The sequence below is a fragment of the Pseudophaeobacter leonis genome, from assembly GCF_002087335.1.
GTDB lineage: Bacteria > Pseudomonadota > Alphaproteobacteria > Rhodobacterales > Rhodobacteraceae > Pseudophaeobacter > Pseudophaeobacter leonis.
Genome location: NZ_MWVJ01000135.1, coordinates 1 through 21,683 on the forward strand (window position 1 = coordinate 1; position 21,683 = coordinate 21,683).

Genomic DNA, 21,683 nt, shown 5'->3' on the forward strand with positions numbered 1-21,683 from the left:
ATCCAGCGCCGTCTGGTCATAGTTTGGGCTCTCATAGATCACCTGGTGCAACGGATGCGCGCTGACCACCTCACCGGCATTGCCGGCACTGCCGCCGGACCTGCGGCCATCGGCCCATTGGACATTGCCCTCTGAGGTGCTGTCAGATTTGAACTGCAGCCCAATGGCAGACAGCGCCTTGTCTATAAGGGTCATGTCGTGGCTCCAAGTGCTGCAAAAAAGCTATTGCGACGGTCGGCGTCGCTGGTGTCTTCGGGCACCTGGCACAGCGGCCAGATGGCATTCATGGTGGCGATCATTCCGTCAATGGAGTCCTCAGGCACCTGTTTGGTTGGATAGATATAGTCGCCACCCTGCACCTGTTTCAGCAGGGTGTTACCCGCCATCCAGGTCAGAACCTCATTGCCGTCATTGACCACGCGGTGATCCTCGACGCTGGCGATCAGCTTGTTAAACGGCTCATTCAGGTTCGAGGCCCGCGAGCGCAGCTCTACTGCGGTGATCCCGGCTTTCTCCCAATTGGCCGCCATCTGGGCGGCAAAAACCGCATCATAAACCACCATCTCCACATCGAGCGCCGGCACATCCGACCAGCCCCAGCTGCCATCGCCAAGCCCAGAAAGCTGCAGCACCAGCGCCTCGACAATGTTCAGATCCAGTTCCGCCCCCGGCGTGGTGAAGACCAACCCCTGGTTCTTCCAGCCCCAAAGGTGCTCATTGCCCGGCGCGTCCACCACCTTTTCCGGCAGAAAATGCCAGCTGAACAGGCGGAACAACTTGCCATCTGGCACCAGCAGAACAACGCTGGCCGGGTCTCTGCGGGTGGCAAGATCAACGCCGATATAGGCTTTGCGCCCGGCATACTGCGCAAGCTGCATGCTGGGATCCTGACTTGCCCGCCAGGCATCCATATCGATGGCGGCAGCGCCAACGCTGGTCCAGATATCCAGATGCTTGCGCAGGAACTCTCCCATTGCCGCCGGGCTGGCTGCTGCCTTTTCCCATTCGTCCTGCATGTATTCCAGCGACTTCGCCGCATGCAGGCTGGGGTTTGCCTTGGCCCAGGTTGCCGGATCCCTGGGCTCATCGCCCTCATCGGCTTCAAAGATCAGGCCAAAGTAGCGCTCATTCTTGCGATCGCCATCCAGCAGGCTCTGCAGATACTTGCGCTGCTCAAAGCAGATACCGCCGGTGTTGTAGCCCGCCGTGGTGATGGCAATCAGCAGCGGCTGCTCCCGCGCCCCCAGGGCCGAGGCCATTGAATCCCAAACATCGCGTTTATCATGTTCGTGCAGCTCATCGACAAAGGCGCAATGCGGGTTTTTGCCATCCTTGGATTTGGTCTGGCTGGCGATCGGCTGGAACACCGCTGCCGGATCCTGCGTCTTGATCTTGTGTTCTTACCGTCAGGCCCAGCAGCTCATCCAGCCCCTGCCCCTCGGCCTCGCCAGTGATCGACCCATCGCGCGCCGCATCAAAGACAATGCGCGCCTGATGGGTCGAGGCCGCAGCCGAGTAGACCTTGGCCCCCGGCTCGCCATCGGGCACCAGAAAATACAGCCCCACTCCCGCCAGCAGGGTTGATTTGCCGTTCTTGCGCGGCACCTCAACATAGGCCGTACGGAACCGGCGCAACCCCGTCGCCATATGGCGCCAGCCGCCAATCTGGCTGATCATGAACGCTTGCCAGGGCAGCAGAGTCAGGCATTCCCCGCGCGCCGCCCATGCGCCCTCAATATGCGGCAGCGCTTCCAGAAAGGCGCACATGTGTTCCGAGGCCTCACCATCAAACACATAGGGAAAGGCATCCGTTCCCGCCCGCTTCAGATCGGCCTTGAACCGCTTGCAGGCCTGCTGGATCCGGCGGCAGGACGGCACCTTGCCCGCCAGCACATCCTCTGCCCAGTCCAGACCCCGCTGGGTCACAGACGTTGAGAATGACGCATCCAACATCAGGACCGCGACCCCTTACGGGTCATGGGGCGGAATGGCGTCACCACCTTGCCATCCTGACCGCCGCCCTCTGGCGATGGCTCCTGCAACAAGCCCATGAAAGAGGTCTGACTGGACTGGCCTTGCTTGGCGCGCACGTAGGGCGTGCCTAAAAGCTCTTTTTCAAGTGCCTTCAATTGGTTGATTTGAGATGCTCTCTGCTGACTAAGACCCGATAGGTAATTCCCTTCTGTCGCATCAAATCCCTCATCCACAATCAAGACCGATAGCCGATCAAACGCGGCGCGGTGAACTGCGTAGCGCACAACCTGGCCAAAGACCGGCTCATCAATCAGCCCGTCACGCTTCAGATAGCGCAGCAGGCTTTCGCCATGCGACCGCTCGACCTCGTCAAAATGAGGTGGCCAGCCACCAAGCAGATCAACCCCAGGTTCTGAATGTCCGTCCCAGTGTGGTGCATACCCCCCCCCCCTTAAATTTGCGCGCGGAAATCGCATTATACCCGCCGGTTTCAGGTCAGGAGGGCCCAGACTTTGAAAGCCCCCCTCCCGGTGTTCGCGCCGTTCGGCCCGCTGTTTCTTGCCGTCATGACAGCTCTTGCAAAGCGACTGCAGCGCGCCAAACCAGAACAACCCATGGTCATCCCGGTGCGGCACCACATGATCCGCGACCATGGCCAGTTGCTTTGAATGATCCGGACAAAGCCGACACAGCGGCTCTGCAACCAGCTGCTGCAGGCGCCGACCGCCTTTGCCGCGCCAGGCCTTGCTCGCATACCATTTGCGGCTGGGTCGGTTTGTCCGCCGCTTCGCCTCTGATGGTCGGTCCCGGTCCTGCTTTTCCGATCGCGCATGCGCATCGCAATAGCCCGTCCCGACCTCAATCAGTCGGAAACAGCCTGGATGCGCGCAGGGTTTCTTCGGGCATCCCGCGCCCCTTGGCCAATGTCAGGTGATACAACGCAAAAACGCCCGCCGGTTTCCCGTGGGCGCATTTCGTGATGATATATAGCTGATCGCATGTAGGTGAGTTAAGCGTCAAGAGGGTTTTGTGAGCGGCGCTTCTCCGAAGGTGCCGGAACGGTACCGATACAAGCCCTCAAAGGGCTGCTCCCAGCCCAAATGCGACATTCGATCCTAGCACAACACGACACTGGGTGCCGAAGTAATGGCGGCTTCCGGTCATTCGCTGCGCATCATGGATCCAACCACAGCATGGCAAACGCAGCCATTCATGAACCCAAAGGCAGGCCCACTATACTGCGATAGCATGTACCATTGCCCAGCCGTAAAACTTTATTTTGGAAGATACGCTGAAGGGGGCATGCCCGGGCTCGGACCTGCGCTTATCAGGTTACCCTAGCGGGGCGGGCAGTCCCCATGGACCGTCGGTTCCGAGACTTGCATGTCTCGCCGTGTCAGGCCGCCTCGTCCCACGGACGTCGCTGATCGTCAGCCCATCGCCACGCTATTCGAAGCGACCTATCAACGACCAATAGAAGGCTGCCAGCTTGCGCGATGGTTTGACGGGTGTGAGGTAGACGTCATAGGCATCCAACAGCGAACTGTCGGATTGCAGGACCTGCGCGGCAACGGTCTCACGAAACCGCGCCAGCGCCGCGCGCCCCGCATCATTAAGCCCGTCCTGTCGAGTGAAGATGGTATAGCGCTCATCCCGGTAGGTGCTGTCGGAAAGCTCGTAGCGGCAGTCTGGAAACGCTTCAAGATTTTTGCGCACAATCTCTAGATCTCCAATGTAGTAGATAATCTCTCCTGAACAGAGGGCTCGGGCGAGATCGGCGTGGCTGCGTTTGGTCAGCACCACCTCGGCGGTGTTCTGCTCGCATTCGACAGATAAGCTGTGCGCGCGGCTGCCGGGTTCGATCGCGCTCAACAACAGATCCCTCCATCGCGGGACTTCACCCGAGTTTGCAACCGCTCGGATCCCTGCATGGCTGGCGGTGGTATTGTCGGCGATGCCCGCGACGGACTGACAGAGGATGCCCTTGGGTATCTCCGCAGTCGTAGCATATCCGATCCCCGACAGATAGACTGGGACAGTCGGCATCTGGTTTCTCAGCCGCCTGGGCGTGATTGAGGCAGGATCACAGAGCACATGCCAAGCGACCTGAGCTTCGCCAAAACGAGTGACGGTATCCACGGGAACAGGCTCGATTTCAAGAGCGATGTCACGCTGAAGCTCGCGAAAGGCAGCATCGCAGATCTGGACCATATAGCCACGATATCCAGCACGATAGAGTGGGCCGGGAAGCGCCCTTTGGGGGTCGGTGCGATCATTGGCCGACGCGCGGTAGGAGAAGGGGGCGGCATCGGCGCGTACCCCGACTTTGAGCACCACGATTTCCTGTGCCCCCGCCTCCAGAGAGAGAAGCATCGCGGTGGCTATTACGCCCGCCAGCATCGCGCGCATACAGACTTTGACTGGGGTCTTGCTCTTATACGACATCGTTCATCCGTCCTTCTCCGGTTTCGACAATCGTTGCAAAACACAGCAGAAATGCCAAGCTGATCACACCAAAGATCGCTCCGTCCCTCAGAGCGTCCACGAGGCTATGGCCAGGATCGGCGATGAGGAACATTAGAAACACGATGGAGGACACGCAGGCCCCGAATACGGCGATTAGGCAGGTTTGGAGCGCCGGCAGGTTGTCGTGCTGATCGGCGACCAACAGCACGGTAGCGGCGACAAAGACCATAGCGCCGCCGTACATGAACGCCTCGCCCAGAGCGCGGCTGAGGCTTTCGACGGCGGTAGACCACACGAGGATGTAGCCGTTTTTTACCGTGGCGGCGACGAAATCCGGCAGGGACAACACGAATGAGCCAACGAGCACACCAACCAGTGCGCCTGCAGTCGAGAGTTGTAAGAGCCGACTGTAGGGCAGGTTTTGGAAGGTGTAACTGCGGTATCGCCCCTCACTCATTCGAAATCCTCGGATAGTATGGATCGTCATGGAGACGGCGATAAAGATGATCATTGATTGTAACGAGAGGGTCAGCGCCTTGCGGGCGCGATAGGCGTACTCTTCGTGCGACAGCGAGAACAGCGAAACGCCGTCAATGCTGCTCTTGACCCACACTTCGATGCCGAACCCGGCCAGCAGCGCGGTAAAGAACACCGCCACGGCGCCTGCGGCCAGCGCGTTGAGCACGAGGTCGCGGGGCTTATTGTTGAGTGCGTCGAGGACAAAGGCTGTCGGCGGGTGACTGACCAGCGGGCGCACGTTCGGATCCTTGAAGTACAGAACGGAAAATAGCACCTGCAGGTTACGCTTTTCCTGCTCGATACGGTTGAGCAGCGTTGTCTTGTCCGTGAACTCGCTCTCCAACTCAGCGTCGAGAGCATCCATGTTTTCCTTTTGCTTTTCGAGTAGTGATGACAGCGTGTTCAGATGCTCTTGCGCAAAGACAATGTTGCGCAGCGGAGTCACAATGGGCTCGGCGAGGGCATCGATCTCCCGCAACCCCTTGATGATGTAGCGATCTTCCTGTGGGGCATCGCCGCCGGTGGCCTGCGGAAAGCGGTCTAGGTAAGACCGAGTGCGGGGCAGGTGCGGGCTCAGCGCGGGCTCGGTCAGATCCAGCCGGTTCAACCGCGTCACCGTGCGAAAGATGCTGCTGGGGATCCCGGCAAGGCGGTGGGCAATGGCGCGTAGAACCTGCGCGATCCGGCTCGCCCAGCCGGTTGAGAGCAGAGTGATCAGTGCCAGCGTAATGTAGATGGGCCGGGCCATGCCCTCACGGTCCAAAAAAATGGCGTCGACTGATCCGAAAGGCAGGTCACCCTGAGCGCCGTTCTTCTCGCCGCCGATCATCGCTATGTCGCCTAGTTGTACACAGGTCAACAGCAGCAGGTAGACCATCAGATAGAGCGCCATGTAGAAAAGATAGCCACGCAGCAATACCCGTCGTGCCGCTAGATCTTCCAGTTCGATATTGTCCAAAATGCGGAACGCACTCTTGCTGTTGAGTTTGGTGGGGGTCGAAAACTGTCGATGCGCCTCAATCAGTAGGATCAAAGCGCCGACGGTGCACATGACAAAGTAGGCCAGGGTATCGCTCATAAGAATAACCATACTGGAAAGGGCCCTGTCGCAAGGCGGGGCGGATCAAAAAAACGTTCTAGAAAACTCAATCGCAGCGACGGACCTGCGGGTCGCAAGAGGCCACTTCGATGCTGTACTGCGGGGGGACCTGCGCTGAAAACGAGGTGAAGAGAGAGGTCCCGAGAATGACGGCGGCGAGAATAATACTTGGTAAAAACTGCATAAAACCTCCATCTCATCAATAATTATCTGCCTTTTCTATACCTGAACTCACCACAAATTTCAACCAGTGGCTGTGATCGCCGTGGGAACGCACCATATAGCCTTGACCAAGACTGCAGAATATTTGGGGGCCTTTTGGGGGCAATGTATTTGACTATCCGAAAACTTTTGACGCTGCTCCCGGACGCAGCGGGCTGGAACTACCCCGATATGCGTAGCTTGTCCAAGAGCGGAAAGAAGACCGCCTAAGTGGGGTTGATCACCCGGCAAGGCGAACAGATACGGTTCGAGATTTAGCCGTTCTAAGAAACTGAAATCAACTTTGCAAACTACGCTTCCTGCGCAGAGCTGCCATTGGTTCTAAGGTCCAAAGAACCTTCATGGGCTGGCACGTCTGGCCTTGGTTCCATCTTGATGATCTTATGCGGCCGGGTGGCTGTGAGAAAACTGGGCGGGCAAAAGACGATGGCATCAAGAGGACAGCGTTTTCTAGGTGAGTGTATCTGCTTACTGTCTGCAACACTTTTGGGAGGCATGTTTGCTTTTGCCGATGAAGCGGCGACTCTTTCGGGCAAGGCGAGTGTGATTGACGGCGATAATCTGAAAGTGGGGGTCGCACTGGTCCGCCTGCATGGTATCGACGCGCCTGAGACGGGGCAGCTTTGTGAACGCCCAGATCTGCCATCCTGGCATTGCGATGAAGCTGCAGTAAATCGACTTGTCGAACTGGCAGAAGGGCGTTTTACCATTTGCTCACTGCTAGAGGTGGATCCCTACGGACGCCTGGTAGCGACCTGCGAAGTGAAAGGGATCCAGCTCGGCCCAACTTTGGTCAAAGAGGGGCTCGCCTGGGCATTTTCCAAATACTCTCAGGACTATGTGCCGTTTGAGCAGGCCGCCCGTCGTTCCGGCTTAGGCATTTGGCATAATGGTGCGGAACCACAAACGCCTGCGGACTATCGAGCTGACCGGTGGGCGCGCGCTGCGGCTGCTTCCCCTCGTGAAGGATGTCCAATCAAGGGCAATATCGCCAGAAACGGAGAGCGCATTTATCATGCCCCCTGGTCGAAGTACTATTCGCGAACGAAGATCGACGAAGCAGCAGGAGAAAGATGGTTTTGCGATGAGGCCGAGGCTGCAAGTGAAGGGTGGCGCCCTGCTAGGTCAAGGTAACGGTTTCCAAGGGGCGTTCTCTGCGCTTAGCTGCCGTTGACGAAACCATCTTGTCGGCAGCTAAACGCGGAATGCTTTGATAGATATGCTAGCGGCTGCTCATTCGTTCGAGAGCCTGCCCCAAAGCCTTTGAGGCAGCTTGCACGGTCAGGCCGTAGACGGACCAGCCATGCGCCTTAAGGGCCTCGGTCACCCCGAGATCCTCCAAGCAGACCATATCGACCAGCCGACGATCACGGATCGATGTCCGCGACCTGCGCTTGGACGGGCGGATCCGGCGCACCACCATGGCGGATCTTGTCCCAATGCGAAGCCGCAGGCGCTCGATCTCTTCGCGGTCGCGCAGCACTGCATCCATAAAGTCGCCGCCTCGCCCGCTGCCGCCCGACCGGATTGCCTCGATCGAGGAACATTTGAGCCCTGCACAGGCATGGCGCTCGACCAGATCGCGGTAGTGGCGCCCCATGGCAACCTGCGCGGGTGTCAGCGGCATCAGCTTTTTGCTGCGCGCGGAACTGGCTGCCATCCGGTCAAAGACATCAGCACGCTGGATGGCGGACCTGCCGCGATACCCGGCTGGTTTGGCCACATAGCCATCGCCCCCATCCGGATAGAGCCTGGTCGGCTGGAACACCCGAAACGCTCCCCGTGCAGGCGCATTGGGGATAGCGTCGCCACATTCCTCCGGCACAGCCCCGCGGGCTTTTGCCACCGCAACACGCGCGGCTTCCGCCTCCAGGCGAGCCGCGCCATCTGGCGCGACGATCACAACAAAATCCTTCATGCCGAGATCTCCGCTGCCAGGGCCGCAATGCGTCGGCATTTGGCCTCCGGCCTGGTCACGGCGCTGGCGAAAGGTCCGGTCCTGACTGCTCAGCACGTCACCCCGACGCAGCTGCTCATTCAATCGGGCAATCCGACGGCGGGCCTCGGCAGCGCGCTCCTGCACCAGACGCAGATCATAGTCGCGCGGCCAAACACGAGCCCGGCGCAATTCCCCCAGCAATTCCGGCGCCCAGCCCTCGACTAGGGCGCGCTGCCCCAGCGCATGCGCAAAAACCGCGCGAAACAACGGCGAGGCGTCATCGGCCGGCGGTTGGATCTCGGCGGCCCAGCCAAGGATTTTGGCCGCGATCGGGAACCTGTCCCTTTCCTTGCCGCCTGGCATGTTGGCCACCTGCTCTGCCAGCGCCTGCAGGTTCAGCGGCGACATATAGGCCAGCTTGCCGCTGAGATCCGCGACCATGGCGTCAAACTGCGCCACCGTCAGGCTGGACGGCTTGGCCAGCCCCAACCGTTTCAGCTGCTCTTTCACCCGGCGCTCACCTTCGGCCTGTTCTTTGGCATCCATTGCTCTGCTCTTCCTCTTTCTCAGCATGTCCGAGTTATCCACAGGCTGGGCGCTGCAACTGGGGCGCAACCGTCCTGCTGTCATGTTTTGTCTTTGTCTTTGTCTATGTCGTGCAGGACAGTCTGAGACTGTCCGAGACTGTCTTGAACTGTCCGCCGGACACTGATGGACACTGTCGGACAGTGTCTCAGGCACCTTTTTGTGGGAATGCCCCCCCTGCCCGCCCGAGGTCGAAGATGTGGTTTGACCAGGCTTGCATCCCCCGCTCGATCCAGGCGGCACCTCGATACTCGCAGCCCTCTTTGACCAACCATTCATCCATCCAACGGATGGCGGCATCATTCTTGGCCAGATCGGCGTGATAGCCCGACACCGTGATGCGCAGCCGCTGCAGCCGCTTGGCGGAATTGGCCGCATCATTGCGGGCCCGGTGATCCTCGCGCCGGGCCATGGCCTCCGACAGGCTGCGCAACACCATCGGGTGCATCAGCCGGATGTCGCCATTGTCACAGCGACAAGGCTCCCATTTGTACAGCGGCCCATAGTCCAGCTTGCACAGTGAGCCAAAGTGCCCCGAATCCACCATCAGCAGCTTGGCAAGAATGTTCTGATCCATGGGCAGAGTGCCGACCGGGCTGTTGTCATAAGCAATATTGATCAGATCAAAATACAGCGCGCGGCATTCCGGTGTGGCGTTCAGACGCATACCCGAGGCCAGCCAGCGCCGCCGCTCCCAGGCCATAAAGAAATGGCTATCCAGCCGGTCATTGCAGGACAGCGGATAGTCCGGCAGATCGCTGATGTTGACGGGCTGCATATGATGCGCCACCGCCATCAGACGAAGGCCTCGACCAGGTCATAGACCTCGCAGGCCTGCGCAGCCTCAAACGGAGCCATCCTGCGCCGATCCGTCACCCGGCGCCGGTAACGGTTGCCCCAGCCCCGGTGCATGCAGATGTTGCGGCATGTGTTGGCACTGGCCCCGGTAAAGCGCGCCAGATCCGCCAGGGTACAATCGCCCGCAGTTGCGCGGGTCATCCACCAGATCTGATAGGCGATGCGTTGCGTCTGAATATTCATGCTGCCGCCCCTATCTGTCTGTGAAAGAAGCCCGGAGCCTCTGGGTCGGTCATGATCATCAGCAGTGCGATATGGCTGGCCGGGGCAGTCACCGCTGCCCACCAGTTCAGCGCCGTTTGAAAGCTGACATCACAGAACAGCGCCACCTCGCGCGGGCTGTTGAACCGGGCGCGAAAGTAGCTGGACCACAGATCCGGTGCCTCAGACTTGAGCCGATAGGGCTCAAACTGATTTGACCAAGAGCTTTGCCCCCGGTCTGTGCCAGCCTCGGCACATGACAGATTATTGCTCACAATCAGGGTCAGACGGGGGCGGCTCATGCGACCGCCTCCGATTTTGGCGCCGTAGAGTCAGGCACCATGTAAGCTCGCACCTTTTCGATTGTACTTGGGCGGCATTCGCCACCCTTTCTCAACCGATATACAAAGCTGGGATCATTGACTGCTTCGCGACCGAACCGAGACGGCGAAATGCTCGCTCGAACAAGGTGCTGTTCAATTTCACTTTTGAATTCAGACATCATCATGCCTGCAAGGGTGTAGGTTTTATCCCACGAAGTAAAGAGGATTTATCCTATTTGCGCGAAATGCGACTATGTAGGATATTACCTACATGGACACTAGCCAAATGATCGCAGACAGAATCGAACGCCTCGTGCAAGAACAGGGCTCCAACCCGCGCGCTGTCGCGCTTGCTGCTGGTATGAGCCCAACAGGTGTCCGCGATATCATCACCCGAAAGACCAAAAATCCAACCTTCGCCAATCTTCTGAAAATCTCTGAAGTCCTAGGCGTAGACATCTCAGAAATAGTCGGGGGAACAGCCCCCATACGCCCTTCTATCTCGATCGCTGGCAAAGTCGGTGCGGGCGCTCAAGTTCCCGTTTTTGATAGCTATGAGAAAGGGGATGGGCCTCAAGTCGAATGCCCACCTGGACTATCTCCACATGGGATTGTTGCCGTCGAGATCGAAGGCGACAGTATGGAACCTGTTTATTCCGCTGGTGATTTGCTCTTCTACACCCGAGCAACACACGAAGGTGTCCCCAATGACGTTGTTGGTCACCGATGCGTTTGCGAGTGCGAAGAGGGCTTGGGCTGGGTCAAGCAGATCAAACCAGGAGACGAGCCAGGCCTTTTCCACCTGATCTCTCTGAACCCTGGCGCTACAACCATGTGGAACAAGCGTTTAAGGTGGGCAGCTCGGGTAAGATTGCACTGGCCTTCTGAGCTTGTTGTTAAGCCCTGAGCACAACATGGCTTGCGGTCGATTGAATTCCCCCCCATTTCAAAAGCACGCCCTTCCTCCCACTGGTGCCGCAGCTCGCAGCATGCTACGTAGGTTATTTCCTATATTTGTATTGACGTAGGTTTTTTCCTACAATAACCTCAACCCCATCAACCGATGGAGGATTGAATGCAGAACTTTAAAAGCACCACGTTGCGGAACGCCCGCAAAATCACTGGATCACCCGAGTATTACATCGATGATCCCGCACAGTTTGCAGCCGCCTGGGCCGCACTGAAGGCAGGTCGCGGCCAAGGGTTTGACCCAGCCCGCCTGCAGCCGCAGCACTTGGTCGACCGACCCGCCCCAACTCCAGAACCGATAGACCAAACGCTTGATCGCGTCGGTCAACGCGTCCGCGACTTGATTGAGACGAAGGGCTATTCCGGTCAGCCGCCCTATGCAGCCTGACAACCTCACAGCTCATGCAGCCGCACTGGATCTGCAAAGGCACCATGGCCTGTACAAGTTCCTGCGGTTCTTCGATCTCGGCGGCACTATTACGCCGCCTAGCGACGATCCGCAGGACTGGTGGGAGCCCGAAAACCTCACCCACCGGGCCGAGCTTTTGGGCATCTGCACGTCCGGCCCCGATGGCCACGCAGCACTTTCAGCCTGGATGGCCATTGCCGCAAATACGCCTCCCAGCGCCGGGGCCGATCATTCGCCTGGGTCACTTCAAGCACAGGTGGCGTGAGCGCTGCACTTTCAGGCCCGGAAGCATCGAGCTGTCACTCCCAGGAGACCCTCACGCCCCCTAAAATCAAAAAGAAGGAAGCCTCGATGGCGGACCCCACAATGGAAAACATCAGCCTCAACGGGTCCATCAAATGGGCCGCCGCAAGGATTGGATGGACCCTCAACAGGTTCAGGCAACGGCGAGAACTGCTGGAAAGCGATGGCTTTCCAAAAGTCGACCGAATTACAAATCTCTATGTGAAAGCTGATGTTGATGCTTGGATAAACCGGCGCCGACAGTTGAGCGAACCAGATCGCTGCTGTCGGCAGCCAGAAACCCACAACAAAGGTCAATCTCAATGCGATTTAAAGAGGCATTATGGGACGGTTCAGATCCGCTCTATGCGCCAGGAATTAGCTGGAGCGGCAAGAACCCTAAACGCAGGTATGCACAGTGGAAGTGCCCTCCAAAGTACGTGAAAGCAGGCTATGCGATATCAAAACTGAAACTCGAACCTGCCGGGTGGGCAAGCGATGAACATCAGCCCAACCGCGCGTTCCGTTGCCGTGAACTCACCAGGGACATGCTCAAATGGTACGATGAACAGGACCAGCCCAGGATGGATCCAGGGACGTGGAAATACCTGATCGCCCGCTATCAGGCAGATGAGTTCTCCCCGTTTCAGGACGTAAAGGCAAACACCAGGGCCGGATACATTCAGCAGCTGGGGAAGCTCGAACAAGTCATCGGTCAAACAGTGATCAAAGACATGGACTATGAAGTTATCAAGACCATTCAAAAAGCCATGGAGGCCAAAGGCCGGTCGGCCTCATATATCCATCGGTTTTTCAACACCCTCCGCAGGGTGTCGAATTACGGCAAAGTCCTGAAAATCCACGCCGCACGAGAGGTGGCGGACATCCTATCGGAAATGCGGTTTGAAAACGGATCTGCCCGGCAAGTCTCCCCCACAAGAGAGCAAGTCTACGCCCTGATCCAAGCCGCTGACAGCGAAGGAAGGGAGCCCGATGCTCTCGGCAGCATGATACAGTTCGAGTTCGCCCTACGTGCCGTTGATGTGCGCGGCCAATGGCTCAAAACAGACGAGACCGCAGGCGGTATCATTCGAAACGGCAAACGGTGGCAAGACGGTCTGACATGGGACATGTTCGACGCCAACCTCACTACCATGACCAAACTGATCTCCAAAACGCGCAAGTCCATGCCCGAGCCATATCGATTCGATCTGATGTCAGTTCCCGAGATCCGGAGGCGCTTGCTCAACATCCAACCACTTGAACCCGTTGGGCCAGTGATTCTCTCAAAGAGAAGCGGTGACCTGCCCTACACCGTCACCGGATGGTCCCATGCCTGGGGGCGCCTAAGAAAGAAAGCAGGTATTCCGGAAAATATCTGGATGATGGATCTTCGTGCAGGTGCCATGACCGAAGCTAAAAGTCTTGGTGCGGACCCATATATGCTTCGCGATGCGGCCCAGCATAAGGAAGTATCCACGACCGACAGATATTCCCGCGGTCGATCTGATGGTGCGAACAATGTGGTTCGATTGAGACAGTCACAATAAAGTTGGATCATAGCCGAAACAAACACGTTCCAACAATGTTCCAACTCGAAACACCAGATCTGCTAAGCTATTGATTTAATGGTGCCCCCACACGGACTCGAACCGCGGACCTACTGATTACAAATCAGTTGCTCTACCAGCTGAGCTATAGGGGCTTCGAGCGGGGAATTAGCTGCATTGAACGGTCTGTGCAAGGGAGAAAATGCAGCTAAATGAAAAAAGGCCAGCGCGCCCCACAAAGGATTGGCACAGGCAGATGCGTGCCAAGCGGGGAGTTTGACCTGTATGACGCAGCAGAGTAAGCCTGAGGCGTCCCAAAATGACAGGAGACGGACAAACCGATGCAGGTGATTTTTCATTGCGGCGCACATGGAACCGAAGAAGACCGTCTGCTGAAGACACTCTTGCGGAACAAAGACCGCTTTCGCCGTCATGGCACCGTTGTGCCCGGCCCGGGGAAATATCGGTATCTGTTGAAGGATTGCATCGCGGCATTGCAAGAAGGCAGTGCTGCGCCTGAATCCCGGGATGTGCTCTGGGATGCCATTCTGGAAGAAGAACAGGCCGACCGGGTTGTGCTGTCAAATGCGCATTTCTTTGGCTCGCAACGCCAGGCCATCGAAGACAACCAGTTCTATCCAGAAGCCGAAGCCCGCCTGATGTCGATGCAAAAACTGTTTGCCCCCGATCAGCTGGAGCTCTTTATCGGGCTGCGAAATCCCGCAACCATGCTGCCTGGCCTTTTGGCAAACGCCAGTCCTCAGCGAAAATCAGAACTGCTGAGCGAGCTCGACCCCTATCATTTGCGATGGTCGGATCTTCTTATTCGCCTGCGCCACGCCGCCCCCAATGTCCCCATTACGGTGTGGTGCTTTGAGGATATGCCGCTGATTTGGGGCCAGATTATCCGGGACATGTCCGGGCTGGGTATTGACGAGCGCCTGGAGGGCGGCATGGACCTGCTGTCGGCGATCATGAACCGTGAAGGCATGCGTCGCTTGCGAAGCTATCTCGCGAAACATACCGAACTCTCTGAGACGCACCGGCGCCGGATCTATGCGGCCTTTCTTGATAAATACGCCAACGAAGATGAGCTGGAGGAAGAGATCGACCTTCCCGGCTGGACAGACGCCATAGTGGACACTGTCAGCGAGATCTACGAGGAAGACATCGATCAAGTGCAACGTATACCGGGCGTGACCCTGATCGCGCCCTGACTGCGTTGTTGTGGTCCGGGTGATGCACCGAGTGATATAAGCTGGCACAAGCTGGAACCAGTCCAGCAAAAACAAGCGCCTTATCTCGTCAGCCAACCTGATCAACCCGCCGAACACTGGCGCAAACGCCCGCGTACGCCCCGCCCCCGCCCCCGCCCAGCGGCCTCAGTTCTGCGGCCTCAGTTCTGCGGCCTCAAGGCGAAACCGGCTGCCCGGCCCGGTTGACCGTGACCGTCTCTACTGTCTCGTCATCAAACAACAGATCAATCGAAACCCGTGTGATCGTCTGCAGCGGATATCGTCTGAAAGGCAGGCCATCCTGCTCCAGGATGGCGTTGGGCGTTGCCAGGTCCATGTGGCAGGGTGGCAAAACCCAGGTTTCGGGCAACGCTCCATTGATGCCGCTACGCATCTCGGAAAGCCCGCAGCGCCAGGACCACAGATGCGTAACATAGAGAAGGTCCTGTCCGTCAAATTCACGCACAGAAACCCAATTGGCCTTGGTCGCCAGCAAAATGGGCTTTACCTCTGCGGCGGTTAAAGGGGGCAGCCTGCGCCGAATAGGGCAAGGTGGCCAATCCCAACGCGATCGCGGATAAAAATCTCAACATCAAAAACCTCCGAACTGAACTGATACCAACAAGACGCGGCTGGGGTCTTTGGCGCCTCTTCAGCAGGATTGGCTTTTGACCCGGAACCACTTCGAATATAGATCATAAAGCACCCAAGCCCCAACCGCTCGCAAGAGGTGGAAGACAGGAAAACCGATGGCGCAGCAGTCTTTTAACGTCATGATCATTGGCCAGGCCGGTCGTTTGCAATATGAGGCGCTGCTGTTTGCCGCCTCTCTGCGCCACAGCTCGCCCCGTTTTTCCGGCCGCCTGTTTGTGGCCACGCCCCAGCCCGGCCCTTTGTGGCAGAAAAATCCCAGCATCCGCAACGCTGGCGTTCTGGACGCTTTTGCGCGGCTTGGCGTCGAGGTGCTGCCGTTTGAAAACCAGATATTTGGCGAGGCCTACCCCTATGGCAATAAGATCGAGGCGCTGCAGGCCCTGCCTGAGGCCGAGCCCTTTGTCTTTTTTGACAGCGACACGCTGATCACGGGCGAGCTGACGGATGTGCCGGTTGATTTCTCCCGCCCCTCGGCGTCAATGCGGCGCGAAGGCACCTGGCCCAAGCCGACCCTCTATGGGCCGGGATACGAACAAATTTGGCGCGCGCTTTATCAGCGATTTGACCTTGAGATGGACAGCACGCTGGATCTGAGCCAGCCGGATGAGTACTGGCAGCGCTATCTCTATTTCAATGCGGGCTTCTTTTATGGCGCCTGCCCGCGTGCCTTTGGCGCACGGTTTGCCAGCTATGCGCACTCCATCCTGTCAGATCCCCCGATTGAACTGGTTGGCCAATCTCTGGACCCCTGGCTGGATCAGGTGGCTCTGCCGCTGGTGATCCATTCTTTTGGCGGTGGTCGCGATGCCCTACCCGCAGGATTTCTGGATGGAAAAACCAGCTGCCATTATCGCCTCTTTCCGCTGCTCTATGCCCGCGAAAGGGATGCGGTGATAGAGCTTCTGCAGACGGTCGCCGCGCCAAACTGGCTCAAGAAGGTCCTCAAAACCTACGAGCCGATCAAACGCCTTGTGTATCAGAATCGCGGCGAAAAGGTCCGCGCGCTGTTTGACCAGGCACATTTGCCACGGCGCGAGCAGGCCATTCGCAACAAGATAAAATCCGAAGGTCTCTGGATCCGCTGACCGCGCTTGGTCGGCAGGTGTTCCGCAACAAGCCTCCTAGCCTAGCGCCACAGGCGCCTTTGGTGGTGCCGCGGGATATTTTCCTGTGTTTAGCCGGTTGTGCCGCCTGAATGGTCCCATATGACTCGCCTGCGTTGATCCCAAAGGCAAGCTGTCCTACACATCTTGCAACAGCTTTGATGAGGGAGAAGACCACATGAGTGATGCACCAGCCTATGGCTTTGATACATTGCAAATTCACGCCGGCGCCAAGCCTGACCCGGCAACCGGCGCACGCCAGACACCGATCTACCAGACAACTGGCTATGTGTTTCGCGATGCCGACCACGCCGCCGCGTTGTTTAACCTGCAGGAAGTCGGCTTTATCTATTCCCGACTGACCAACCCCGTCGCCGTGCTGCAAGAAGTTCTTGCAACACTCGAAGGCGGCGTCGGAGCGGTCTGCTGCTCTTCGGGTCACGCAGCACAGATCATGGCACTGTTTCCCCTGATGGCACCAGGCTGCAATATCGTCGCCTCAACCCGGCTCTATGGTGGCACCGTCACCCAGTTCAGTCAGACCATCAAACGCTTTGGCTGGTCGGCCACCTTTGTCGACACCGATGATCTGGACGCGGTTGCGGCAGCGATTGACGAAAACACCCGCGCGGTGTTTTGTGAATCCATTGCCAACCCTGGCGGCTATGTCACCGATATCCGCGCGCTGGCGGATGTGACGGATGCGGCTGGCGTTCCGCTGATCGTCGACAACACCACAGCGACACCCTATCTGTGCAACCCCATTGCCAAGGGCGCAACACTGGTGGTGCATTCCACCACCAAATACCTCACCGGCAATGGCACCGTCACCGGTGGGGCCGTGATCGACTCTGGCAAATTTGACTGGTCCGCCAGCGACAAATTCCCTTCGCTTTCGGCGCCAGAACCCGCCTACCACGGCCTGAAGTTCCATGAGACCTTTGGTGGTCTGGCCTTTACATTCCACGGCATCGCCATCGGTCTGCGTGATCTTGGCATGACGATGAACCCGCAGGCCGCGCATTACACATTGATGGGGGTTGAGACCCTGTCGCTGCGCATGCAGCGTCACTGCGAAAACGCCATGGAGGTCGCCCAGTGGCTGGAGCAGGACGACCGGGTCGACTATGTCACCTATGCCGGTCTCGAGTCCTCGCCCTATTACCTGCGGGCCCAGGAATGCTACCCTAAAGGCGCCGGTGGCTTGTTCACCTTTGCGGTCAAAGGCGGCTATGACGCCTGCATCAAGCTGGTGGATTCGCTGGAAATCTTCAGCCCTGTGGCCAATCTTGGCGACACCCGGTCCCTGATCATCCACTCGGCGTCGACCACCCACCGCCAGCTGTCTGCTGAACAGCAAGAGGCCGCAGGCGCGGGCGCCAATGTTGTGCGTATCTCGATTGGCCTCGAAGATCCTGCCGATCTGATCCGCGACATGGATCAGGCCCTGACCAAAGCCTGCAGCTAAGACGGCACGCCAGATCAGCTAGAATGATAGAGGCCGGGCAAACACATGCCCGGCCTTTTTTCCATGTCACGAGGGTGGCTTCAGCCTAATCAGATGCCTGTTCAGAGTCAGGTATGAGCAAATCAAACACCACCTGAACGCTGTGCGAAAACGCAAGCTCTCCGGCCTCGACCGGCATTGCCGCGCTGCGGGCCATCTCCATTGCCATCATCGGCTGACCACCGCCCTGATTGTGATCTGTAATCACCCGCACAGGGCCCAGTGTCACGCCTGCGGCCTCGGCCAGCAGGCCCGCCTTATGGATCGCATCTGCTACCGCCTTTGCACGCAGGCTATCTTGCAGGCTGGCATGATCCTGCACATCAAAGCGCAGGCCCTGAAACTGATTGACCCCAGCGCCGAGCACCCGATCCAGAACTGCCGCCAACTGGTCCAGATCCCGCACCCGCAGCATCAGAGTGTTTGAGGCCGCAAACCCGGTGATCTTGCGCTCAGTCGGGCTGTCATAGGACCCTGATTTGGACCAGACCGGCTGCAGCGAGATCCGCTGGGTTTGCAGATCGCGCGGCGCGATACCAGAGGCGCGCAGCTCTGCGACAACAGCCGCCATATCCTCAGAAACCAGCGCCATGGCCGCACTCGCCTCACTGGCTTCTTTACTGACCCCGAGCGTAATCACCGCCAGGTCCGGTGCGACCTCGACACGGGCCTCGCCGGTGACCGTAATCTGGCGGTCTTGTCGGCTATCAGCAACCGCTGGGCCACCAAAGGTGAGGGCCATCGCCAGGGCGGTGACCAAAACTGTCTTTGTTTTCATTGCGCAGGCTCCATTGTTCTGCCCTAAGATGGGGATGGCAGATCGCCGCTGACAAGGGGAAGGCGCGCTCTTTTCCTTTCACTCGGCGAAGTCCTGCTTTATGATCGCCTCTGACGGCCTGAAAGGACTCCTCGCGGTCCCGGCTTTACAGAATTTGGATGGTTTGACCGCATCATGAAACCGGGGTTTGCTCTTTCTCTTTCCGCCGAGGGTATTGTTCTGCTGCATCGTGCTGCCGGAGGCTGGCGGAATGTGGGAATTGTGCCACTCGACAGTGCGGATCTCACGGCTGAGCTCGCAACCCTGCGGGCCAAGGGTGAGGCTCTGGAGGCCAGCGGCACCTGCAAACTGATCATTCCAAATGATCAGATCCGCTACCTTACCATTGAAACGGGCATTTCCGATCTGGAAAGCCGGCGGCGCATGGCCCGCGCGGCCCTCGAAGGGGCCACGCCCTATTCGGTAGATGATCTGGCGTTTGATCTGTCTGAAGACGGAAGCCAAACACATATCGCCGCAGTGGCACATGAGACTTTGGCCGAGGCCGAGGCCTTTGCGCTGGACAATGGCTTTACGCCAGCCTCTTTCGTTGCCGCCCCCGGCGATCTGGGTTTCCTTGGCGAACCATTCTTTGGCCCGGCCCCCTCGCTTGGGACCACCTTGGTAGAGCCAGACGGCATCGCCGTGGTCGATGTGGGTCCGGCAGAGCCGCCAAGCCCCCCCTCCGCACCGGATACGGACACAGAAGCACCGCAGACACGCCTCGAAGACGCGGGCTCTGTTTCAGTAGACCCTGAGCCCGCCTCCGGGGCGGGGCGCAACAAGAAAAATTCCGCCGCCCTGACCTTGCCAGAGGCCCCTGCTGCATCTGAACACGCTGGGGATAACGCAGAGCTGACCGCAGCTGATGCGACTGAAGAGGGGGAGGAAGAAAGCGGACCAATTCAGGGCTTTAGCAGCCGACGACGCAGAGGCTCTGCCCCGGCAGACACCTTGGTTACGGATGCCCCCCCGGCCCGCGCCGGTGCACAGAACGCGCCTCAACCTGCTGCAAACACGCCTGCAGGCAAGCTCGCCGTTCCAAGTGCCAGCAAGACCGTTCCAGCCTCTAGCCCCCACTCCAAAATTCGCTCTGGCGAGGCGTCTGCCAGGTCTGATGAGCACGAGATCGCCACCCTGCCGCCTGCGGCTGGCAGTGCGACGGCACAACTTACCGCTGCGCGCGCTCCAACCGAGACCAAAGCGGCGGGTGGGGCAAAACCGATTGCAGCCCTCAAAGAGGCTGACAATACCTCGGCTGCGTTCAGTATACCTGTGACCGGTGCGCCTGCTGCCAGTGTACCTGTGACCAGTGCGCCTGCTGCCAGTACGCCGGTCGGAGGCGCCTCCCCCCGCTCTGCCGCTCCTGCCTCTGCCCACCCCACAATCACCACCATTAGCAAAGCGGGTGCGCAGGCCTCAAACAGCCTGACGGCAGGCGCGACAAAGGGCAAGCCACGCCACCTGGGATTGATGCTGACGGCTGTGCTCTTGCTGGTGATGGCTGCGGTCGCAGCCTTTGCGCTGCTGTCCGAAGGCGGTTTGTTCTTTTCCTCAGAACGGCCACCACAAGACCGTCTTCACGATGGCGACCTTGGCGAGAGCCTTCTGCCCACCGAGCGGCCTCTCCCCCAGGAAACCGCGCCTCAGGAGACCGCGCCCCAGGAGACCGCCCCCCAAGAGGCCGACGACAGCGGTGATGTTGCGACTGAACCCGCCCCCCCTCTTGAGCCCGTCGCACCGATCCTGTTGAGCGAGACGGAAACCGAGCCTGTCAGCATCGCGCCACAGGTCAGTGCGATTCCCGGCCAGCCCGATCCGGGCGTTATTGAGCTGAGCGCGCTGGAGCAGCCTGATGCAGCTACCGCCTTTGAAACACAGACAGAACTGGATGCAAGCACGGGTCAGCCCGTGCTTGATACGTTTGAAGGCAGTCCGACTGAAGCAAGGCAGCGTCAGGAGCAAGAGACCTCGACTGCGTTAAGTGAGGCCGCACTTTATGCCGCGACCGGCATCTGGCAACAGGTGCGGGGGATCGCAGAGGCGCCTGCCCTGATCTCGCTGGATGAGATCTACATCGCCTCCATTGACAACAGCGACCTGTCCCAGGATGCGGTCGCCCTGCCCGCTGCGCCAGAAGTGGCACAGGACCCGGAACCGGACACGCTCAGCTCTCCGGTGTCTGTTGGCCGTGATTTCACCCGTGATAGCCGTGGGTTGGTTACCGCAACACCAGAAGGGACGCTGAACCCTGACGGGGTGATGGTCTATCTCGGGCGACCAGTTGTCGTGCCCCCCGCAACACCAGAGCGGGGCGAACCCGAGATCGCGGCGGCCGAGGCCGAGGCTGAAAACGCCCGGCTCGCCAGCCTGTCGCGCAAACGCCCCAAGCTGCGCCCCTCTGATCTGCTGGAAAGGGCTGAACGTGCCCTTCTGGGCGGCCTCAGCCGCGCGGAGCGGGCAAGCGTCCGACCCCGGGCGCGCCCCGCCAGCCTGAAGACAGAAGAACAGGAAAACCAACCGGTTAGTGCTCTGGCCATCGTGACATCGAAATCGCCGCGGCCGCGTCCCAGCAACTTTGCCAATCTGGTTGATCGGGCCCAAAGGCGTCAGACCAGCGTCCCCGCCACCGCTGCAGCTGCCGTGACCGTGGCGCCAGTGACCGTGGCCCCCAGCCTGCCCAGTTCGGCCTCTGTGGCCCGCCAGGCGACCGTGACCAATGCCATCAATCTGCGAAACATCAATCTGATCGGCGTCTCCGGGAAACCCTCGGACCGCCAGGCTCTCATCCGGCTGCCCTCTGGCCGCTACCGCAAAGTGCGCGTCGGCGACCGCATTGATGGCGGCACGGTGGTGGCCATTGGCAACAGTCAGTTGCAGTACCAAAAACGCGGCACCAACACCACGCTAAAGCTTCCCGGAGATTGATCCCATGCGAGACCAGGGCCTCTAACGCTGTCAGTATTGGGGT

General features: G+C 58.9%; 20 protein-coding genes, 1 tRNA gene and 2 pseudogenes. 9 read left to right on the forward strand and 14 right to left on the reverse strand.

Translation table 11 applies throughout. From position 1 onward, the window contains the following. From B4968_RS22745 to B4968_RS22770, 7 genes and pseudogenes are all read right to left on the reverse strand, one after another. Window positions 1-195: pseudogene (locus B4968_RS22745) on the reverse strand (phage portal protein); the annotation flags it as partial. After that, window positions 192-1,367, reverse strand: coding sequence for a terminase TerL endonuclease subunit (locus B4968_RS22750; protein ID WP_161492662.1), 1,176 nt, complete (start codon window positions 1,365-1,367; stop codon window positions 192-194). The pseudogene B4968_RS22745 and the gene B4968_RS22750, both read right to left, overlap by 4 nt. Beyond that, window positions 1,297-1,953 carry a terminase large subunit domain-containing protein gene (locus tag B4968_RS25480; protein ID WP_083101447.1) on the reverse strand — a complete coding sequence of 219 codons (657 nt, stop codon included), beginning with the start codon at window positions 1,951-1,953 and terminating at the stop codon, window positions 1,297-1,299. The genes B4968_RS22750 and B4968_RS25480 overlap by 71 nt, the downstream gene beginning before the upstream one ends. Continuing rightward, window positions 1,953-2,627 carry a hypothetical protein gene (locus B4968_RS22760; RefSeq protein ID WP_083101448.1) on the reverse strand — a complete coding sequence of 225 codons (675 nt, stop codon included), beginning with the start codon at window positions 2,625-2,627 and terminating at the stop codon, window positions 1,953-1,955. The genes B4968_RS25480 and B4968_RS22760 overlap by 1 nt, the downstream gene beginning before the upstream one ends. 159 nt (window positions 2,628-2,786) lie before the next feature. Further along, window positions 2,787-2,864, reverse strand: a pseudogene (locus B4968_RS26445) (DUF8602 domain-containing protein); the annotation flags it as partial. A gap of 556 nt (window positions 2,865-3,420) precedes the next feature. Continuing rightward, complete coding sequence (locus B4968_RS22765) at window positions 3,421-4,419, reverse strand: amino acid ABC transporter substrate-binding protein (RefSeq protein ID WP_139793006.1); 999 nt, start codon at window positions 4,417-4,419, stop codon at window positions 3,421-3,423. Beyond that, window positions 4,409-6,037 carry a hypothetical protein gene (locus tag B4968_RS22770; protein ID WP_139793007.1) on the reverse strand — a complete coding sequence of 543 codons (1,629 nt, stop codon included), beginning with the start codon at window positions 6,035-6,037 and terminating at the stop codon, window positions 4,409-4,411. The genes B4968_RS22765 and B4968_RS22770 overlap by 11 nt, the downstream gene beginning before the upstream one ends. A gap of 738 nt (window positions 6,038-6,775) precedes the next feature. On the opposite strand from B4968_RS22770, the gene B4968_RS22775 reads away from it, so the two are divergent. After that, window positions 6,776-7,414 carry a thermonuclease family protein gene (locus tag B4968_RS22775; protein WP_161492663.1) on the forward strand — a complete coding sequence of 213 codons (639 nt, stop codon included), beginning with the start codon at window positions 6,776-6,778 and terminating at the stop codon, window positions 7,412-7,414. Window positions 7,415-7,502: 88 nt separating this feature from the next. Here B4968_RS22775 and B4968_RS25020 read toward each other — a convergent pair whose 3' ends face one another. The 4 genes from B4968_RS25020 to B4968_RS22800 all read right to left on the reverse strand — a co-directional run bounded on the left by B4968_RS25020 (window position 7,503) and on the right by B4968_RS22800 (window position 10,165). Next, the gene (locus B4968_RS25020; protein WP_241525936.1) at window positions 7,503-8,765 is read right to left on the reverse strand and encodes a hypothetical protein; all 1,263 of its coding nucleotides are present in this window, start codon (window positions 8,763-8,765) and stop codon (window positions 7,503-7,505) included. Between the two features lie 187 nt (window positions 8,766-8,952). Next, the gene (locus tag B4968_RS22790) at window positions 8,953-9,582 is read right to left on the reverse strand and encodes a hypothetical protein (RefSeq protein WP_241525937.1); all 630 of its coding nucleotides are present in this window, start codon (window positions 9,580-9,582) and stop codon (window positions 8,953-8,955) included. 17 nt (window positions 9,583-9,599) lie between these two features. Next, a complete protein-coding gene (locus tag B4968_RS22795; RefSeq protein WP_083101453.1) occupies window positions 9,600-9,845 on the reverse strand; it encodes a hypothetical protein in 246 nt (81 codons plus the stop codon). Beyond that, on the reverse strand, window positions 9,842-10,165 hold the full coding sequence (locus tag B4968_RS22800; RefSeq protein ID WP_083101454.1) for a hypothetical protein: 324 nt from the start codon (window positions 10,163-10,165) through the stop codon (window positions 9,842-9,844). Before B4968_RS22800 ends, B4968_RS22795 begins: the two co-directional genes overlap by 4 nt. A gap of 292 nt (window positions 10,166-10,457) precedes the next feature. Here B4968_RS22800 and B4968_RS22810 point away from each other — a divergent pair, with 292 nt between their 5' ends. The 4 genes from B4968_RS22810 to B4968_RS22830 all read left to right on the forward strand — a co-directional run bounded on the left by B4968_RS22810 (window position 10,458) and on the right by B4968_RS22830 (window position 13,396). Further along, entirely contained in the window at window positions 10,458-11,093 is a 636-nt protein-coding gene (locus B4968_RS22810; protein ID WP_083101455.1) for an XRE family transcriptional regulator, read from the forward strand. Window positions 11,094-11,261: 168 nt separating this feature from the next. Continuing rightward, a complete protein-coding gene (locus B4968_RS22815) occupies window positions 11,262-11,543 on the forward strand; it encodes a hypothetical protein (protein WP_083101456.1) in 282 nt (93 codons plus the stop codon). Further along, window positions 11,533-11,829, forward strand: a complete 297-nt coding sequence (locus B4968_RS22820) for a hypothetical protein (protein ID WP_083101457.1) — start codon at window positions 11,533-11,535, stop codon at window positions 11,827-11,829. The genes B4968_RS22815 and B4968_RS22820 overlap by 11 nt, the downstream gene beginning before the upstream one ends. A 340-nt stretch (window positions 11,830-12,169) precedes the next feature. Next, complete coding sequence (locus B4968_RS22830) at window positions 12,170-13,396, forward strand: site-specific integrase (protein WP_083101458.1); 1,227 nt, start codon at window positions 12,170-12,172, stop codon at window positions 13,394-13,396. A 79-nt stretch (window positions 13,397-13,475) separates the two neighbouring features. Here the strand turns inward: B4968_RS22830 and B4968_RS22835 are convergent. Next, window positions 13,476-13,551: transfer RNA gene (locus B4968_RS22835), tRNA-Thr, on the reverse strand. Between the two features lie 186 nt (window positions 13,552-13,737). Here B4968_RS22835 and B4968_RS22840 point away from each other — a divergent pair. Then, entirely contained in the window at window positions 13,738-14,613 is an 876-nt protein-coding gene (locus tag B4968_RS22840) for a hypothetical protein (RefSeq protein ID WP_083101459.1), read from the forward strand. Between the two features lie 193 nt (window positions 14,614-14,806). Here the strand turns inward: B4968_RS22840 and B4968_RS22845 are convergent, their stop codons facing one another. After that, on the reverse strand, window positions 14,807-15,127 hold the full coding sequence (locus B4968_RS22845) for a hypothetical protein (RefSeq protein WP_241525938.1): 321 nt from the start codon (window positions 15,125-15,127) through the stop codon (window positions 14,807-14,809). A 253-nt stretch (window positions 15,128-15,380) separates the two neighbouring features. On the opposite strand from B4968_RS22845, the gene B4968_RS22850 reads away from it, so the two are divergent. Continuing rightward, window positions 15,381-16,370, forward strand: coding sequence for a GT-B fold glycosyltransferase domain-containing protein (locus B4968_RS22850; protein ID WP_083101460.1), 990 nt, complete (start codon window positions 15,381-15,383; stop codon window positions 16,368-16,370). 196 nt (window positions 16,371-16,566) lie between these two features. Next, window positions 16,567-17,856 (forward strand): O-acetylhomoserine aminocarboxypropyltransferase/cysteine synthase family protein, encoded by a 1,290-nt coding sequence (locus B4968_RS22855; RefSeq protein WP_083101461.1) that lies wholly within the window; start codon window positions 16,567-16,569, stop codon window positions 17,854-17,856. A gap of 85 nt (window positions 17,857-17,941) precedes the next feature. On the opposite strand, the gene B4968_RS22860 is transcribed toward B4968_RS22855, so the two are convergent. Then, window positions 17,942-18,673: an SIMPL domain-containing protein gene (locus B4968_RS22860; RefSeq protein ID WP_083101462.1), complete on the reverse strand. Its 732-nt coding sequence runs from the start codon at window positions 18,671-18,673 to the stop codon at window positions 17,942-17,944. Window positions 18,674-18,847: 174 nt separating this feature from the next. Between B4968_RS22860 and B4968_RS22865 the strand changes: the two genes are divergently transcribed. Further along, window positions 18,848-21,640, forward strand: coding sequence for a hypothetical protein (locus tag B4968_RS22865; protein WP_083101463.1), 2,793 nt, complete (start codon window positions 18,848-18,850; stop codon window positions 21,638-21,640). Window positions 21,641-21,683: the final 43 nt, after the last annotated feature.